Here is a 15,259-nt window from a genome sequence, read left to right as displayed (position 1 = left end):
CGGCGTTCAGCCACCGGCGGGCAGGCAGACGCGGGTCTCGTCCGCCATCTCGCTGCTCTGGCGGTACAAGTCGGTGAAGGCGGAATAGGCCGCGTCATGGGGTGCGTTCGGCTTGGTCGGGCCATAGCGGGTGATGGTCACCGCTTCCGCATCGCTGACCACCGGGCCGCCGGTCCCGCGCGTCAGGACACGGAGCAGGCTGGTGCGGGTCGGGTCCTTGTGGCTGACATACCAGGCATTGTGCGCCGCGACCGCCCTGGCGAAAATCGGCCATCCGCCGGGCTTGATCCTGCTGTGCCGGATGGTCGCGGGCTGGGTGCCGTCGGGGCAGGGACTGCCCGTCTGAGCATCGGCGGCGGTTGCGGAGAGCAGGCTGGCGGTAACAAGGATCGTCTTGAGCACGGCGTCCCCCCAAAGCGGCTATGTCCGCACAGACCCTATCGCGGTGTCCCACCCATGGCGATGACCGATTTTCAGGACGCCGCGATCCGCGCCCGCGCCTCCGCCGCGATGGCCTTGCGATCGGGGAAAGCGGCCGGGTCGAAGCATGGGAGGAAGTGGAGCGTGACGGTGAACCGCCCGGCCCGTCGCAACACGCGTTTGGCATGGGCGTCGCCCGGATCGGTGCCCAGCCACGCCAGATCGTGCGCCGCCGCGCCATAGTCGATCCGCACCGGCTGCACCCGGATGCCGGGCACCGGCGGGAGCAGGGCGGCGAAGAGCGCGGGCTTGAAGGGCAGGAGGGTCAGCTCGTCACCCGTGGTCCCCTCCGGGAACACCGCCAGCGGTTGTCCATCGGCTAGGGCGGCGCGGATCGCGCTCACCTGGTCCCCGACGCCCAGCCGGTCGCCGCGCTCGACGAAGAGCGTGCGATTGAGGCTCGCCAGCCAGCCGATCAGCGGCAGGCGCGCCACCTCCGCCTTGGCGACGAAGCGGGCGCCAGCGGTTCCCGCGAGCAGCAGGATGTCGAACCAGCTCAGATGGTTGGCCGCGATCATCACATCCCGGCGCAGCGGCGTGCCGATCACCTGGATATCCGCACCCAGAATGATGGCAACCTGGCGCAGGAAACGCCGCGGCCAGGGAGAGAACCGCCCCAGCACCCGCCACAGGCCATGCAGCGCCAAAGCGCCCAGCAGCACGCCCAGGATGCAGAAAAGGCGACCCGCTGCACGCAGGCCGCCCTTGCTGTCGGTGTCCGTCCTGGCGATCGCCGCGATCATACCTTGCGGTCGAGGCTGACGCCGTAAAGCTCCATCCGGTGATCGACCAGGCGGAAGCCCAGCTTTTCCGCGATCGCCTTTTGCAGCAACTCCAGCTCGGGATCGACGAACTCGATCACGCGCCCGGTCTCGACATCGATCAGATGGTCGTGATGCGCCTCGGGCGAGGGTTCGTAACGGGCGCGGCCATCGCCGAAATCGTGACGGTCCAGAATGCCCGCCTCCTCGAACAGGCGGACGGTGCGGTACACCGTCGCGATCGAGATGCCCGGATCGATCTTGGCGGCGCGCTCATAGACCTTTTCCACGTCCGGGTGGTCCTCCGCCTCCGACAGGACGCGGGCGATCACGCGACGCTGTTCAGTGATGCGCAGTCCCTTTTGTGCGCACAGCGCTTCGAGATCGATTTTGCGGGCCATTATAACGTTCAACTCCGGGTGTTCGTCACCCTATGTACGCGCAAAGGCTTGTTGCGAAAAGGGGATAGCGACTCGCAATAACCAGGAAACTGTGATCGGATCAGCCAATCGCGCGGGCATAGCTGTGCGCGTCGTAAAGCTGCCCGTCGCCGCCCTTGTAATAATTGCGCCGCTCGCCGCATTTCGCAAAGCCGTGCGCGGTGTAGAAATGGATCGCCGGGTTGTTGGCGCGCACCTCCAGATGGAGCATGGTCACCCCGCTGGCGGCGCAGTCGCCCATGACCGCATGGACCAGCATGCTGCCGACCCGCGTCCGGCGATGATCCGGCACGACCCCGAGCAGCAGGAGTTCTGCCTCGTCCATCACCGACCGGGTCAGCGCGAAGCCGGCTGGCTCGCCATCGACCTCGGCGATCAGCAACTGGACGCCGGGCATCGTCATCACACCCAGCAGTTGTGCGCGGGTCCATGCCTCGCCCCATTGCGGGTCGAAGGCGGCGGCCATGACCTGCTCCGCCACTCCCGCATCCCGCGCATCCCCGGCGCGCAACTGCACGCTGAGGCTCGCCATCAGGCGGCGACCCCGGGTGGCGTGACCCCGCCGGGCAGCTTGGCGTCGGGGGCTCGGCCATAGACCGGACGCGGGGCCAGATCGATCAGCGTGTCGGGCAGTCGCCACGCCTGCGCGGCCTCGGGCAGCGCCTCGACGACCGGCAGATCGGGCCGCAACGCGGTCAGCCAACGCACGCCATTGCCGACCGCTACTCGTCCTTCGACCGCAGCCAGCGCGGCCTCGGGCTTCATCGATGCGAAGGGGCCGAGCGCGGTCAGGTCGCGGGCATAGCCCTGCACGAACACCTCGCCATGTCCGCCTTCCAGCACGACCGTCAGCATCTGGTCGTCGCGGCTGGCGAACGCCGCCGCGGCGATCAACGCCAGCGAACTGTAGCCGGAAACCGGAATGCCCCAGCCCAGCGCCAGCCCGCGCGCGGCCGCGATGCCGACGCGGATGCCGGTAAAGCTGCCCGGTCCGCAATCGACCAGGATCCGCGCCGCCCGCCCGCCATCGGGCAGGGCGGCGATCATCGGCACCAGCTTTTCGGCGTGGCCGCGCCCGACCACGTCATGCGCGTGCGCGACCACCCGGTCGCCGTCGAGAAGGGCGACCGAGCAGGCAGCGGTGGCGGTGTCGATGACCAGTGTGCGCAAGTTCGGCTCAGACGATCCGGTTGGCCTGTTCGAACGCCAGGCGCGGATTGCGCGGGTGCAGCGTCGCGCGGTCGCCATAGCCGATGGTGGCGATAAAGTTCGACCGAACGCCCGGTTGATCGGCGAAGAAGGCCGCATCGACCTTTCCCTGGTCGAATCCCGACATCGGCCCGGTATCCAGTCCCAGCGCACGCGCGGCGAGGATCAGATAGGCGCCCTGGAGCGAACTGTTGCGGAAGGCCGAGGCCTCGCGCAGTTCGGTATTGCCGTCGAACCAGCTCTTGGCATCGACATGCGGGAAGAGTTCCGGCAGCTTTTCGTGGAAGTTCACGTCCATGCCGATGATGACCGTGGCGGGTGCGACGCGGATCTTCTCGGCATTGCTGCCCGAGGCGCAGTCGGCCAGCTTGTCCTTCGATTCCTGGCTCAGGCACCAGACCAGCCGCGCGGGGCTCTGGTTGGTCGAGGTCGGGGGCATCTTGACTAGGTCCCAGAGCGCGCGGATTTCCTCCTCGCCGACGGGCTGGTCGAGATAATGGTTGAAGGTGCGGCCTTCGCGGAACAGGCGGTCGAGGCCGGTGTCGTCGATCGGATTCATCAAACCGCCCTTACTTCGGTGACTTCGGGAACATAGTGGCGCAGCAACTGCTCGATGCCGTTCTTCAGCGTCGCGGTCGAAGAGGGACAGCCGGCACAGGCGCCCTGCATCTTCAGATAGACCTTGCCCTTGTCGAACCCGCGATAGACGATGTCGCCGCCATCATTGGCCACCGCCGGGCGGACGCGGGTGTCGATCAACTCGCGGATCTGCGCCACGATGTCGGCGTCCTCGGGCGAGTCGGAAAATGCCTCTTCCTCGCCCGGCACGGCGAAATCGGCCGCGCCCTGCTTGAAGAGCGGCATCTGCGCGGAGAAATGATCGAGGAGGATGCCGAGCACATCGGGCTTCACATCCGACCAGTCGACGCCAGGCGCGATCGTGACCGAGACGAAATCGCGGCCGAAGAATACGCCGGTCACGTCACCCAGGTCGAAGATCGCCTCGGCCAGCGGGCTGGCGGCGGCTTCCTCGGGCGAGGCGAAGTCGCGGGTGCCGCTGTCCATGACCTTGCGGCCGGGCAGGAATTTCAGCGTCGCCGGATTGGGCGTCGGTTCGGTCTCGATCAGCATGCCCCCCATGTGGCGCGGGTGGCCGCGGGGATCAAGCGCGGGGCACGAAAGGATGTGTTTCGCCCCGCAAAGCCATGCGCGGGCTAGGCGCCCAGTCGGCGCAGCACCCGGTCGGCGATCCAGCGGCCCGGCTGGCGCAGCGGACGGGCGAAGCGGACCAGCAGCACGATTCGCGCGTCGCGGCTGTCGTTCCAAACCTCGTGCGGACAAGTCTCGTCGAACAGCAGCGTCTCGCCCTCGGCCCAGCGGACCACCCGATCGCGCAGCCGCATCCTGACATCGCCGTCGCGCGGCACCGTGACCCCCAACTGGCAGGTGATCAACGCCTTGGTCGCGCTTCGCGTCGGGCCGATATGCGCGCCCGGCGACAGCACCGCGAAGGCCGCGCTGTGCAGGCCGGGCACCGCGGCGATCGCCTCGGCCGTGCGGGGGCAGCGGGCCAGCCATTCCCCGATCGCTCCGCCGTCCCGCCATAGCGGCACGGTGCCGCTCGCGCTTGGTGAGAAGTCCGGGCCGGTCAGCGCCAGCGCCTCGACCCGGATCTCGGCCCAGCGGCGGCGCAGTTCGGCCGTCCAGCCGAAATCGCGAACGTCGAGCAGCGGCTTGGTCGACACCAGCGAGGATGCGGCGATCACGCGGTTCAGCGCGGCGGCCATCCGGTGAAGGAGCGGCATGGGGCCATCGCAGGGCAGCGGCGCCAGTGCGACCGGCGCGGTCCGATTGGCGCTGCCACACGGAGTCGCCGCCCGGGCGGAATGGAGAGTCGCGGCATGAGGGGCGGGGGGATGGCCGACCGGCTCGCCCGATTTGTGCCATATTGCGCCCGGCGCGTCGCGCAGGACACCGGCATTCATCGTTTTGCTCATAATGCTTTGAACATCCCCGGCAACAAGCCTTGCGCGGGTCGTTGGGCGGCCTCGTGTCGCAACGCTTCGGGAATCGGGATAGGCGGCTTGTGGGTCGAAATCATGGCGATGGGCCGGTGAGCTGGCACCGAAAAGAGGCAGTTTGAGGCGATTCAGGGGCGACTGGCGATCGGACTCGCGGCACGATAAGAGGGGCTATGGCGTTTCCGTCCCGCGCGATGCGCAGTCTTGCCCTGCCGGTCCTTCTCGGACTGGCCTTGCCCGTCATCGGTCAGGCGCCGCGTCCCGGCCCGGCGGACAATCGTTCGATCCCGCCTGCTCCGACCCCGCCGAATTCGGTTCCTCAGGGCCTGCCCGTCCCGGCAACCATCATCGTGCCACCCGCCGGCAAGGCGGCCAGCGATCCGCTGGCCCCGCTGCCGCCCATCCCCGGCGTCGACCAGAGCCCATGGCTCTACAGGGACTCGGACCTGCCGCAGGACAAGGCGTGGAAGTTCGGAACCCTGCCCAATGGCCTGCGCTTCGCCGTGCGTCGCAACGGTGCGCCGCCGGGACAGGTGGCGGTGCGCGTGCGGATCGATGCGGGGTCGCTCAACGAGCGCGATTCGGAGCGCGGCTATGCCCATCTGATCGAGCATCTGTCGTTCCGCGGGTCGCAGCATGTTCCCGATGGCGAGGCCAAGCGCATCTGGCAGCGTCTGGGCGCGACCTTCGGCTCGGACTCCAACGCCTCGACCACCCCGACCCAGACCGTCTATCAGCTCGATCTGCCGGGCGCGACCGAGGCGGGGCTGGACGAAAGCCTGAAGATCCTGGCGGGCATGATGGCAGCGCCGTCGATCAGCACCGAGGCGCTGAATGCCGAGCGGCCGGTCGTGCTGGCCGAGCGGCGCGAACAGCCGGGGCCGCAGGTCCGCGCCTCCGACACGATGCGCGAGACGCTGTTCGCGGGGCAACCGCTGGCCGAGCGTTCGCCGATCGGCCAGTTGGCCACGCTGGAGGCGGCGACCCCCGACAGCGTGCGCGCCTTCCATGATCGCTGGTATCGCCCCGAACGCACGGTGGTCGTCATTTCGGGGGATCTCGATCCGCTCCTGTTCGCCCGGCTGGTGACGAAGAATTTCCGCGACTGGAAGGGCGTCGGCACCAATCCGCCCGATCCCGATTTCGGCACGCCCCGCGCCGATGCGCCGATGGCGGGTGCGCTGGTTGAGCCCGCCATGCCGCCGGTCGTGACGATGGCGGTGATGCGGCCCTGGCGCTATCAAAGCGACACCGCGATCTTCAACCAGAAGCGGATGGTCGACATGCTGGCCGCCCGGCTGATCAGTCGCCGCCTGGAGACGCGCGCGCGGGCCGGGGGCAGTTTCCTGCAGGCCAGCGTCTCGCTCGACGATGTATCGCGCTCGGCCAATATGACGACGGTCAACATCGTGCCGATCGGCGAGGATTGGGAAGCCGCGCTGAAGGACGTGCGCGCGGTGATCGCCGACGCGATGGCGACCCCGCCGACACAGGGGGAGATCGACCGCGAACTCGCCGATTACGACGCCCTGCTGCGCACCGATGTCGAGACCGCACGGGTCGAGGCCGGTGCCAAGCAGGCCGATGACATGGTCGGGGCGCTCGACATTCGCGAAACCGTGACCGCGCCCGAAACCAGCTATGGGATCTACAAACAGGCGGTGGCGGCCCGGATGTTCACGCCGGAGACGGTGCAGGCCTCCACGCACAGGATTTTCCAGGGCATCACCCGCGCGCTGGTCAACACCCGCACCGCGCAACCCGATGTCGTCGCCCGGCTGACCGCCGCGCTGAAGGCCGATGTCCGCCCCCTGGCCGAGCATCGCCGTCGACAGGGGGTGGTCAGCTTCGCGCAACTGCCCCGACTGGGGGCACCCGGCAAGGTCGTCTCGCGACAGGCGGTGGGTGCGCTGGGGCTGGAGAAGGTCACTTTCGCCAATGGCGTCCGCCTGTTGTTGCTGCCCAATGACGGGGAGACGGCGCGTGTCTATCTGCGCGTCCGGTTCGGTCGTGGCTATGCCGCACTGCCCGCGACCCACGAGAGCCCGGCCTGGGCCGCGGGCCTTGCGCTCATCGAGGGGGGGATCGGGCGGCTCGACCAGGGCGATCTCGACCGGCTGACCGCCGGGCGGCGCATGGGACTGGATTTCGCGATCGATGATGACGCCTTCTCGCTGGGTGCGCTCAGTTCGCCCGACGATTATGCCGACAATCTGAAGCTGATGGCGGCCAAGCTGATCGCCCCGCGCTGGGACGCAGCCCCGCTCAACCGTGCCAAGGCCGCGATGCTGGCGGGCTATGCCGGACTCGACTCCTCGCCCGACGGGGTGTTGTCGCGCGACCTGGAACGGCTGCTCCGTGATGGCGATCCACGCTGGGGCACGCCGTCGCGCGAGGTGGTGGAGGCGACCACCCCCGCCGCGTTCAAGGCGCTCTGGGCCCCGATCCTCGCCTCCGGTCCGATCGAGGTGTCGGTGTTCGGCGACGTGAAGGCCGATCAGGCGATCAAGGCGGTGGCGGAGAGTTTCGGCGCGATCCCGCCGCGAAAAGGGGCGGCCGGACCTGTGCCGCCGGTGCGCTTCCCCGCGCATGTCGCGACGCCCGTGGTGCTGACCCATGGCGGCCCCGCCGACCAGGCGGCGGCGGTCATCGCCTGGCCGACCGGCGGCGGAATCGAGGATGATCGACTGCGCACCCGGCTGGACGTGCTGGCGCAGGTCTTTTCCGACCGGCTGATCGACCAGCTCCGCTCGAAGGCGGGGGCGAGCTACAGCCCGCAGGTCGCCAGCCAGTGGCCGGTCGGCCTGCCCGGAGGCGGACGGATGATCGCGATCGGCATGGTCGCGCCCGACAAGGTGGACTTTTTCCTGTCGACCGCGCGCGCCATCGCCGCCGATCTGGCCGCGCGGCCGATCGACGCGGACGAGCTTCAACGGATCATGAGCCCGATGGCGCAGCGGCTGATGCGCATGTCCGCCGGCAACCAGTTCTGGATGCAGCGGCTGGCCGGGGGTGCCTATGACCAGCGGCGCATCGACGCCACGCTGGGGATGGCACAGGATTTCGTCTCGATCGGGCCCGCCGATATCCAGGCGGTGGCCAAGCGCTTCCTGCGACCCGATACCGACTGGACGCTAAAGGTCGTGCCAAGGGCGAAGTGATTCCCATCGCGGGGGGAAAAGCGGACGCGTTTTCCGGCGCTTCTGCCGCTTCCCGATCTTTGTGCGGTGCGAAATCGGCGCCGCCCTTTCGCTCCGGCCGCATTTCGGCTATGGGCCCCGGCGACATACCCTCCGAACAAGAGAAATTTGCATGAGCCTCCGCAACGTGGCGATCATCGCGCACGTCGACCATGGCAAGACGACCCTGGTTGATCAGCTGTTCCGCCAGTCGGGCACCTTCCGCGACAACCAGCGCGTCGAAGAGCGCGCGATGGACTCCAACGACCTGGAAAAGGAGCGGGGGATCACCATTCTCGCCAAGCCGACCTCGGTCGACTGGACTCCTCCGGGCAGCGACGAGTCGATCCGCATCAACATCGTCGACACGCCCGGCCACGCCGACTTCGGCGGCGAGGTGGAGCGCATCCTGTCGATGGTCGACGGCGTCGTCCTCTTGGTCGATTCGTCGGAAGGCGCGATGCCGCAGACCAAGTTCGTGACCGGCAAGGCGCTGGCGCTGGGCCTGAAGCCGATCGTCGTCGTCAACAAGGTCGACCGCGCCGACGCGCGTATCCAGGAAGTGCTGGACGAAGTGTTCGACCTGTTCGTCTCGCTCGATGCGAATGACGAGCAGCTCGACTTCCCCGTCCTCTACGCCTCGGGCCGCAACGGCTATGCCTCGACCGATATGGACGCGCGCGAAGGCACGCTGATCCCGATGTTTGAGACGATCGTGAACCACGTACCCGCCCCCAAGGTGGAAGTTGAGGACGTGCCCTTCACCTTCCTGGTGACGCTGCTCGACCGCGACAACTTCCTGGGCCGCATCCTGACCGGCCGCGTGAACTCGGGCACGGTCAAGCTGAACCAGGCGATCCACGCGCTCGACGCCGATGGCAATGTGATCGAAACCGGCCGCGCGTCGAAGATCCTGTCGTTCCGCGGCCTGGACCGCGTGCCGGTCGAGGAAGCCAAGGCGGGCGACATCATCTCGCTGGCGGGTCTGGCGGTCGCGACGGTGGCGAACACCATCGCCGACACCTCGGTCACCGTGCCGCTCCAGGCGCAGCCGATCGATCCGCCGACGCTGTCGATGCGTTTCGCGGTCAACGATTCGCCGATGGCGGGGCGTGAGGGCACCAAGGTCACCAGCCGCATGATCCGCGACCGCCTGATGCGCGAAGCCGAATCGAACGTCGCGGTGAAGGTCACCGAGAGCGACGACCGCGACAGCTTCGAGGTCGCCGGTCGCGGGGAGCTCCAGCTGGGCGTTCTGATCGAGACGATGCGCCGCGAAGGCTTCGAGCTGGGCATCAGCCGCCCGCGCGTGCTGTTCGGCGAGGACGAGGACGGCAAGAAGACCGAGCCGTATGAAACCGTCATCATCGACGTGGACGAAGAATATTCGGGCACGGTCGTCGAGAAGATGAACCTGCGCAAGGCCGAGATGACCGACATGCGTCCCTCGGGCGGCGGCAAGACCCGCATCACCTTCTCCGCGCCCTCGCGCGGCATGATCGGCTATCACGGCGAGTTCCTGTCGGACACGCGCGGCACCGGCATCATGAACCGCCTGTTCGAGAAGTACGGCCCCCACAAGGGCAAGATCGAGGGCCGCAAGAACGGCGTCCTCATCTCGAACGGCGCCGGCGAGGCGCAGGGCTATGCGCTGGGTCCGCTCGAAGAGCGTGGCATCCTGTTCGTCGGCCATGGCGAGGCGCTGTACGAAGGCATGATCATCGGCGAGAACGCCAAGACGGATGACCTTGAGGTCAACCCGATGAAGGCGAAGCAGCTGACCAACTTCCGCGCGTCGGGCGGCAAGGATGACGCCATCCGCCTGACCCCGCCGAAGAAGATGACGCTGGAACAGGCGATCGCCTATATCGACGACGATGAAATGGTCGAAGTGACCCCGAAGTCGATCCGTCTGCGCAAGCGCTTCCTCGATCCCAATGAGCGCAAGCGCGCCGCGCGCTCGAAGGCGGCGTAACAGCCCGCCCGTGGAAATGGGGGCCGGACGGAAGCGTCCGGCCCTTTTTCTTTGGGGGGAATCGGCGGTGTGTCCATTCCGCCCTGCCCATCGGTCCTTGCGGGATGGTCCGACAGCGGTCGCTCGCCGGAAGGGTGGCGAGATCGCGATCCTCAATGCTCGCCAAAAAGCTCCCGCTGCGCCTTGTCCAGCTCCTCGGCATAGCGTCGCCGGACATAGGGCTCGGACAACAGCCCCAGCACCGCGCGATCGGGGCCGATCACCGCCAGTTCGTCGGCATTTGCAGCATCCAGCGCGCCCATCACCGCCTTGATATCGGCATCGGGCAGCAGCGCTTGCTCGCGGTGGATGGCCAGCGTACCGATCGCCGCCGCTGGATCAAGCCCGTCGGCATAGGCGCGCGCGGTCTGGACGATCCCGGCATAACGATCCTGATCGTCGATCAGCACGACCCGACTGGTCGAACCGAGCGGAAAGGCACGGCGGAACTCGGCAATGGTCAGCGCAGCGGGGGTGGCGCGCTCGACCCGGCGCATCATGCGCCCGGCCGTCAGCGTGCGCATCCAGCCGACATCGCGTGCGCTCTTGATCGTTTCGCCGCGCAGGTGAAGCCGCCAGGTCGAGAAGGAATAGCCGAACGTCTCGCGCACGATCGTCGTGGTGACCAGCGAGGCCGCGATCGCCGCGCCCGCCAGCGAGAAGTCGTGTGTCGCCTCCAGCACCAGCATCGCCATCGTCATCGGCCCGCCGACGATCGCGACGGCAAAGGCTGCCATGCCGACCAGCGCGGCATTTTGCGGATCGACGATCGCCGACCCCGCGCCCCAGGCGATGATGTCGGCATAGATGTGCCCCAACAGGCTGCCGAGAAACAGCGAGGCAAAGAACAGCCCGCCGCGAAAGCCGAAGCCCAGCGACACCACCGAGGCCGCGCTCTTCATGATGAAGATCGCTGCCAGGAAGCTGAGCGGCAGGCCATGTTCCAGGTCGAGGTGCAGCGCGCCGTGCCCCGCCGACAGCACCTGCGGCGTCAGCAGCGCGAGCGGGATCAGCAGGACGCCGCCCAGCATAGGTCGCCACGACGCCTGCACCGGCAGGCGACGGGTCAGCGCCTCCATCTCGGCGACCGCGCGCATCAGGACGATGCCCAGAACCGCCGCGATCGCGCCGAGCCCGGCATAGATCAGATAATGGTGGCTCAGCACCGGCTCGCCCGCGACCGCGTTGACGATATAGGGCTGTGCGCCCAGCATCTGCGCGACCAGCACCCCGGTCAGTGCCGCCGCTCCAACGGGCGCGATGGCGGCGGGTGTATAGGCGCCGATCACGATCTCGAAGGCGTAGAAGGCACCAGCCAGCGGGGCCCCGAACGCCCCGGCGATCGCCGCCCCGGTGCCCGCCCCCACCAGCACGCGCAGGTCGCCGCGCCGCAACCGAAGCCAGCCACCCGCGATCGAGGCCAGTCCCGCGCCCAACTGCGCATAGGCGGCCTCCAGCCCGACCGACGCGCCGAAGCCGTTGGAGATGATCGTCTGCCCGGAAATCACCAGGCTGTCGGACCAGGACAGCCGGCCGCCATGTAGCGCATTGGCCTCTACTGCGTCGACCAGCCGCCGCTGGCGCGCGCGCGTCGCCTTGGAGAACAGGGCCAGCACCAGCCCGCCAAAGGGCAGGGCGAGCAGCGTGATCGGTGTGATGGTTGTGGTCGCGCTCAACCGCTGATCCGATCCCAGCGCGAACAGCCAATGTTGCAACGTGCGGGCGACCGCCCCCTGCAGGACGCTGAGCAGTCCGGCCCCCGCGCCGATAGCGATGGCCAGCAGGACAAGACTGGCTTCGCTGGCGCGAACCTTGCGCCGCACCCAGGGCGGGGCGAGTCGGATGACGGACATGGTAAGCGGCTATGTCGGGATTCGGCGCATGCGGCCAGTGGTATGGCGCAACGGGTGTCGCGCCTCTCGATAGGGGAACACCCCTCCGACAGGCCTTCGGCCTGCCACCTTCCCGCGGGGGGAATGTTGATCAGCCCCCCAATGACAACGCCCGCCTTCTCGCGAAGACGGGCGTTGCAGATAACGGCGTTGGGGCGGGGTCAGCCCCGCTCGGCGTCCTTGCGGGCACGTTCCTCGTAGAAGTTGCGCACCACGTCCCAGGCTTCCTCGGCGGTTTCGACATAGGTGAAGATGCCCAGGTCGCGCTCGGACACCACGCCTTCTTCGACCAGCGCCTCGAAATTGACGACGCGTTCCCAGAATTCGCGGCCGAACAGCAGTACCGGGATGGGCTGGATCTTGCCGGTCTGGATCAGGGTCAGCAGTTCGAACAGTTCGTCGAACGTGCCGAAGCCGCCCGGGAACGCCGCCAGCGCGCGTGCATGCAGCAGGAAGTGCATCTTGCGCAGCGCGAAATAGTGGAATTGCAGGCTCAGCGAGGGCGTGACGTAAGGGTTGGGTGCCTGCTCGTGCGGCAGGACGATGTTGAGGCCCACCGACTCGGCGCCGACGTCATGCGCGCCGCGATTGGCGGCCTCCATGATCGACGGGCCGCCTCCCGAGCAGACGACGAATTGCCGCATCCCGCGATCGTCGCGGGGCAGGCGGCTGGTGATCTGCGCCAGCTCGCGCGCGATGTCGTAATATTTGCTCTTGGCGACCAGCTTCTCGGCGATCCGGCGCGACTTGTCGTCATGCGCCAGGTCGAGCAGCGCCCTGGCCTTGGCGGGCTCGGGAATACGTGCCGAGCCATAGAAGACGAAGGTCGAGCCGATCTTGGCCTCTTCGAGCAGAAGCTGCGCCTTCAGCAGTTCCAGCTGGAAACGCACGGGGCGGAGGTCTTCGCGCAGCAGGAAGTCCATGTCCTGAAAGGCCAGCTTATAGGCGGGGCTTTCGGTCTGCGGCGTCGAGACGATCGTCTTGGCGCTCTCGGCGTCCTGGCTGGCATTGGGGAAGACGCGGTTCGGTACTTGGGTCTTATCGGTCATTTCGGATGATGTAGGGGATCGCCGGGTCCGATGCTACCGGCAAAAATGGGCGTTATCATCTTCCAGGTGGAGGTGATTGCGGTGCGCCGCATTGTAATCGGGGCTGATCACCGTGCCGAAGCGCCGACAGGCCGAGGCGCGAATGGTGGTCCAGAACTGCCGCACGCGCGGGTCGGGCGAATGCCAGTCGTTCAGCAGCGTGATGCGGCGTCCGTCCTTCAGCACGAAGCCGCCGACATCGACGGCATTGGCCAGCGCATGGCCCGATCGCCGGTCGCCCATGCGGGAGGTGCCGACGATGTTGCGACAGGCATAGCTGCCCATCCCTTCGACCTTGACCAGTTCGGATCCCAGGATCTGCCAGGCGGCGGGGGCGACCGCGTTTCGGATCCATCCGGCAAAGGCACGGGCATTGCCGCATCGCATCGCCGTGACGCCGGTGACGGGCACGCCGATATCGGTCAACTGGACCGCGCCGTACAGGCCGCAGCCGGGGCCGAGTTCCTTGTCGGGCAGGCGGCGATACTCCACGCCCTCGCGTCGCAGATCGGCCTCGCATTGCGCGGTTTCGCGGACCGGCGGACGATAGGGTTCGGGGCGCGAGGCGGGTTGCGACGGCCGGTCACTGCGTCCGCAGGCGGAGAGCAGCAGGACCCCGAGAATCGGGAGGAACAGTGACGGGGGAACGCGAACCATGCGCCTCCTTTCCCGCGCCGCTTCGCTTTTGTCAGCCCCGCTTGCCCCGTGGATCAGCCATTCGGAGGCGGTTCTGCGACATGCGTTCCCAGGCTGGCCAGGATGGCGCGTGCGCCGCCCCATCCACCGACGCTTTGGCCGCTCGCCCACGAAGGGCTCCGAACGCGTGGGAGAATGCGGGGGCAACATGCGAATGTCGAGAGGCCGAAGCTGACGCAATATTGCGTGATGGCGATTATGGTTGTCATCTTCGATCGGCATCGCTAGGGCCGTCGACGGGCCACGCGGCCCCAACGCCGCGCGTGCTCTCTGTGAGGAGAGTCTTAAATGACTGATGTGATTGCCGCCGACGCCACTCTTGCGCCTGCGAAGCCCGCCACCAAACCGGCGCGCCCCTATTTCTCCAGCGGCCCCTGCGCCAAGCCTCCCGGTTGGGACGCGGCCAAGCTCGCGACGGACAGCCTCGGCCGTTCGCATCGCTCGAAGCTGGGCAAGCAGCGGCTGCAATATTGCATCGATCTGATGCGCGAACTGCTCAAGCTGCCCGACACCCACCGCATCGGCATCGTCCCCGGCTCCGACACCGGCGCGTTCGAGATGGCGATGTGGACCATGCTGGGCGCGCGTCCCGTGACGACGCTGGCCTGGGAAAGCTTTGGCGAGGGCTGGGTGACCGACGCGGTCAAGCAGTTGAAGCTCGAACCCACCGTGCTGCGCGCCGATTACGGCCAGATCGCGGATCTCAACGCGGTCGACTGGTCGAACGACGTGCTCTTCACCTGGAACGGCACCACCAGCGGCGTGCGCGTGCCGAACGGCGACTGGATCGCCGATGACCGCGAGGGTCTGTCCTTCGCCGATGCGACCAGCGCGGTGTTCGCCTATGACCTGCCCTGGGACAAGATCGATGTCGCCACCTTCTCCTGGCAGAAGGTGCTGGGCGGCGAGGGCGCGCACGGCGTCCTGATCCTCGGTCCGCGCGCGGTCGAGCGTCTCGAAACCTACACCCCCGCCTGGCCGCTGCCCAAGGTGTTCCGCCTGGTGTCGAAGGGCAAGCTGGCCGAGGGCGTGTTCAAGGGCGAGACGATCAACACGCCGTCGATGCTCGCCGTCGAGGACGCGATCTTCGCGCTGGAATGGGGTAAGGGTCTTGGCGGGCCCGAGGCGCTGGTCAAGCGCTCGGACGCCAATGCCGCGGCGCTGAACAAGATCGTCGAGGAGCGTGACTGGCTGGGTCATCTCGCCGCCGACCCGGCGATCCGCTCGACCACCAGCGTCTGCCTGACGGTCGAGGGCGCGGACGAGGCGCTCATCAAGAAGATGGCCTCGCTGCTGGAAGCCGAAGGCGCGGCCTATGACGTGGCGGGCTATCGCGACGCGCCGGCCGGCCTGCGCATCTGGTGCGGCGCCACGGTCGAAACCGCCGATATCGAGGCGCTCGGCCCCTGGCTCGACTGGGCCTACGCCACCGCCAAGGCCTGACCTTTCTGATCCTTTGCCCCGGCGCGTGCCGGGGAC

The 15,259-nt window shown here is 67.7% G+C and carries 14 protein-coding genes; 3 read left to right on the top strand and 11 right to left on the bottom strand.

The features are described from left to right. Positions 1 to 6: 6 nt before the first annotated feature. From ABDV78_RS06030 to ABDV78_RS05995, 8 genes are all read right to left on the bottom strand, one after another. Entirely contained in the window at positions 7 to 402 is a 396-nt protein-coding gene (locus tag ABDV78_RS06030; RefSeq protein ID WP_343526406.1) for a hypothetical protein, read from the bottom strand. 71 nt (positions 403 to 473) lie between these two features. Further along, the gene (locus ABDV78_RS06025; protein ID WP_343526405.1) at positions 474 to 1,223 is read right to left on the bottom strand and encodes a lysophospholipid acyltransferase family protein; all 750 of its coding nucleotides are present in this window, start codon (positions 1,221 to 1,223) and stop codon (positions 474 to 476) included. Further along, positions 1,220 to 1,642, bottom strand: coding sequence for a Fur family transcriptional regulator (locus ABDV78_RS06020; protein ID WP_343526404.1), 423 nt, complete (start codon positions 1,640 to 1,642; stop codon positions 1,220 to 1,222). The genes ABDV78_RS06025 and ABDV78_RS06020 overlap by 4 nt, the downstream gene beginning before the upstream one ends. Before the next feature lie 100 nt (positions 1,643 to 1,742). Next, on the bottom strand, positions 1,743 to 2,213 hold the full coding sequence (locus ABDV78_RS06015; RefSeq protein ID WP_343526403.1) for a GNAT family N-acetyltransferase: 471 nt from the start codon (positions 2,211 to 2,213) through the stop codon (positions 1,743 to 1,745). Then, complete coding sequence (gene tsaB, locus ABDV78_RS06010; RefSeq protein ID WP_343526402.1) at positions 2,213 to 2,851, bottom strand: tRNA (adenosine(37)-N6)-threonylcarbamoyltransferase complex dimerization subunit type 1 TsaB; 639 nt, start codon at positions 2,849 to 2,851, stop codon at positions 2,213 to 2,215. The genes ABDV78_RS06015 and tsaB overlap by 1 nt, the downstream gene beginning before the upstream one ends. 7 nt (positions 2,852 to 2,858) lie before the next feature. Further along, positions 2,859 to 3,449 carry a malonic semialdehyde reductase gene (locus ABDV78_RS06005; protein ID WP_343526401.1) on the bottom strand — a complete coding sequence of 197 codons (591 nt, stop codon included), beginning with the start codon at positions 3,447 to 3,449 and terminating at the stop codon, positions 2,859 to 2,861. Beyond that, complete coding sequence (locus ABDV78_RS06000) at positions 3,449 to 4,021, bottom strand: NifU family protein (RefSeq protein WP_343526400.1); 573 nt, start codon at positions 4,019 to 4,021, stop codon at positions 3,449 to 3,451. The genes ABDV78_RS06005 and ABDV78_RS06000 overlap by 1 nt, the downstream gene beginning before the upstream one ends. Positions 4,022 to 4,104: 83 nt before the next feature. After that, positions 4,105 to 4,887 carry an aspartyl/asparaginyl beta-hydroxylase domain-containing protein gene (locus ABDV78_RS05995; protein WP_343526399.1) on the bottom strand — a complete coding sequence of 261 codons (783 nt, stop codon included), beginning with the start codon at positions 4,885 to 4,887 and terminating at the stop codon, positions 4,105 to 4,107. Positions 4,888 to 5,105: 218 nt separating this feature from the next. Here ABDV78_RS05995 and ABDV78_RS05990 point away from each other — a divergent pair, with 218 nt between their 5' ends. Next, a complete protein-coding gene (locus ABDV78_RS05990; RefSeq protein WP_343526398.1) occupies positions 5,106 to 8,072 on the top strand; it encodes an insulinase family protein in 2,967 nt (988 codons plus the stop codon). Between the two features lie 151 nt (positions 8,073 to 8,223). Then, positions 8,224 to 10,065 carry a translational GTPase TypA gene (gene typA / locus ABDV78_RS05985; protein ID WP_343526397.1) on the top strand — a complete coding sequence of 614 codons (1,842 nt, stop codon included), beginning with the start codon at positions 8,224 to 8,226 and terminating at the stop codon, positions 10,063 to 10,065. A 152-nt stretch (positions 10,066 to 10,217) separates the two neighbouring features. On the opposite strand, the gene ABDV78_RS05980 is transcribed toward typA, so the two are convergent. The 3 genes from ABDV78_RS05980 to ABDV78_RS05970 all read right to left on the bottom strand — a co-directional run bounded on the left by ABDV78_RS05980 (position 10,218) and on the right by ABDV78_RS05970 (position 13,741). Beyond that, positions 10,218 to 11,957, bottom strand: a complete 1,740-nt coding sequence (locus tag ABDV78_RS05980; RefSeq protein ID WP_343526396.1) for a chloride channel protein — start codon at positions 11,955 to 11,957, stop codon at positions 10,218 to 10,220. A 200-nt stretch (positions 11,958 to 12,157) separates the two neighbouring features. Continuing rightward, the gene (locus ABDV78_RS05975) at positions 12,158 to 13,045 is read right to left on the bottom strand and encodes an LOG family protein (protein ID WP_343526395.1); all 888 of its coding nucleotides are present in this window, start codon (positions 13,043 to 13,045) and stop codon (positions 12,158 to 12,160) included. Positions 13,046 to 13,078: 33 nt separating this feature from the next. Further along, the gene (locus tag ABDV78_RS05970; RefSeq protein WP_343526394.1) at positions 13,079 to 13,741 is read right to left on the bottom strand and encodes an extensin family protein; all 663 of its coding nucleotides are present in this window, start codon (positions 13,739 to 13,741) and stop codon (positions 13,079 to 13,081) included. A gap of 327 nt (positions 13,742 to 14,068) precedes the next feature. Here ABDV78_RS05970 and ABDV78_RS05965 point away from each other — a divergent pair, with 327 nt between their 5' ends. After that, positions 14,069 to 15,223 carry a phosphoserine transaminase gene (locus ABDV78_RS05965; protein ID WP_343526393.1) on the top strand — a complete coding sequence of 385 codons (1,155 nt, stop codon included), beginning with the start codon at positions 14,069 to 14,071 and terminating at the stop codon, positions 15,221 to 15,223. Positions 15,224 to 15,259 lie beyond the last annotated feature (36 nt).

The sequence above is a fragment of the Sphingomonas sp. genome, from assembly GCF_039594485.1.
Lineage (GTDB): Bacteria > Pseudomonadota > Alphaproteobacteria > Sphingomonadales > Sphingomonadaceae > Sphingomonas.
Note: the sequence above shows the minus strand (reverse complement) of the source record. Positions and strands in the feature narration are given on the sequence as shown.

Excerpts from the sequence above, each read along its gene's own strand:
- ABDV78_RS06025 (WP_343526405.1), bottom strand. The coding sequence starts at position 1,223 with ATGATCGCGGCGATCGCCAGGACGGACACCGACAGCAAGGGCGGCCTG.
- ABDV78_RS06020 (WP_343526404.1), bottom strand. The coding sequence starts at position 1,642 with ATGGCCCGCAAAATCGATCTCGAAGCGCTGTGCGCACAAAAGGGACTG.
- ABDV78_RS06015 (WP_343526403.1), bottom strand. The coding sequence starts at position 2,213 with ATGGCGAGCCTCAGCGTGCAGTTGCGCGCCGGGGATGCGCGGGATGCG.
- ABDV78_RS06005 (WP_343526401.1), bottom strand. The coding sequence starts at position 3,449 with ATGAATCCGATCGACGACACCGGCCTCGACCGCCTGTTCCGCGAAGGC.
- ABDV78_RS06000 (WP_343526400.1), bottom strand. The coding sequence starts at position 4,021 with ATGCTGATCGAGACCGAACCGACGCCCAATCCGGCGACGCTGAAATTC.
- ABDV78_RS05995 (WP_343526399.1), bottom strand. The coding sequence starts at position 4,887 with ATGAGCAAAACGATGAATGCCGGTGTCCTGCGCGACGCGCCGGGCGCA.
- ABDV78_RS05990 (WP_343526398.1), top strand. The coding sequence starts at position 5,106 with ATGCGCAGTCTTGCCCTGCCGGTCCTTCTCGGACTGGCCTTGCCCGTC.
- typA (WP_343526397.1), top strand. The coding sequence starts at position 8,224 with ATGAGCCTCCGCAACGTGGCGATCATCGCGCACGTCGACCATGGCAAG.
- ABDV78_RS05980 (WP_343526396.1), bottom strand. The coding sequence starts at position 11,957 with ATGTCCGTCATCCGACTCGCCCCGCCCTGGGTGCGGCGCAAGGTTCGC.
- ABDV78_RS05975 (WP_343526395.1), bottom strand. The coding sequence starts at position 13,045 with ATGACCGATAAGACCCAAGTACCGAACCGCGTCTTCCCCAATGCCAGC.
- ABDV78_RS05970 (WP_343526394.1), bottom strand. The coding sequence starts at position 13,741 with ATGGTTCGCGTTCCCCCGTCACTGTTCCTCCCGATTCTCGGGGTCCTG.
- ABDV78_RS05965 (WP_343526393.1), top strand. The coding sequence starts at position 14,069 with ATGACTGATGTGATTGCCGCCGACGCCACTCTTGCGCCTGCGAAGCCC.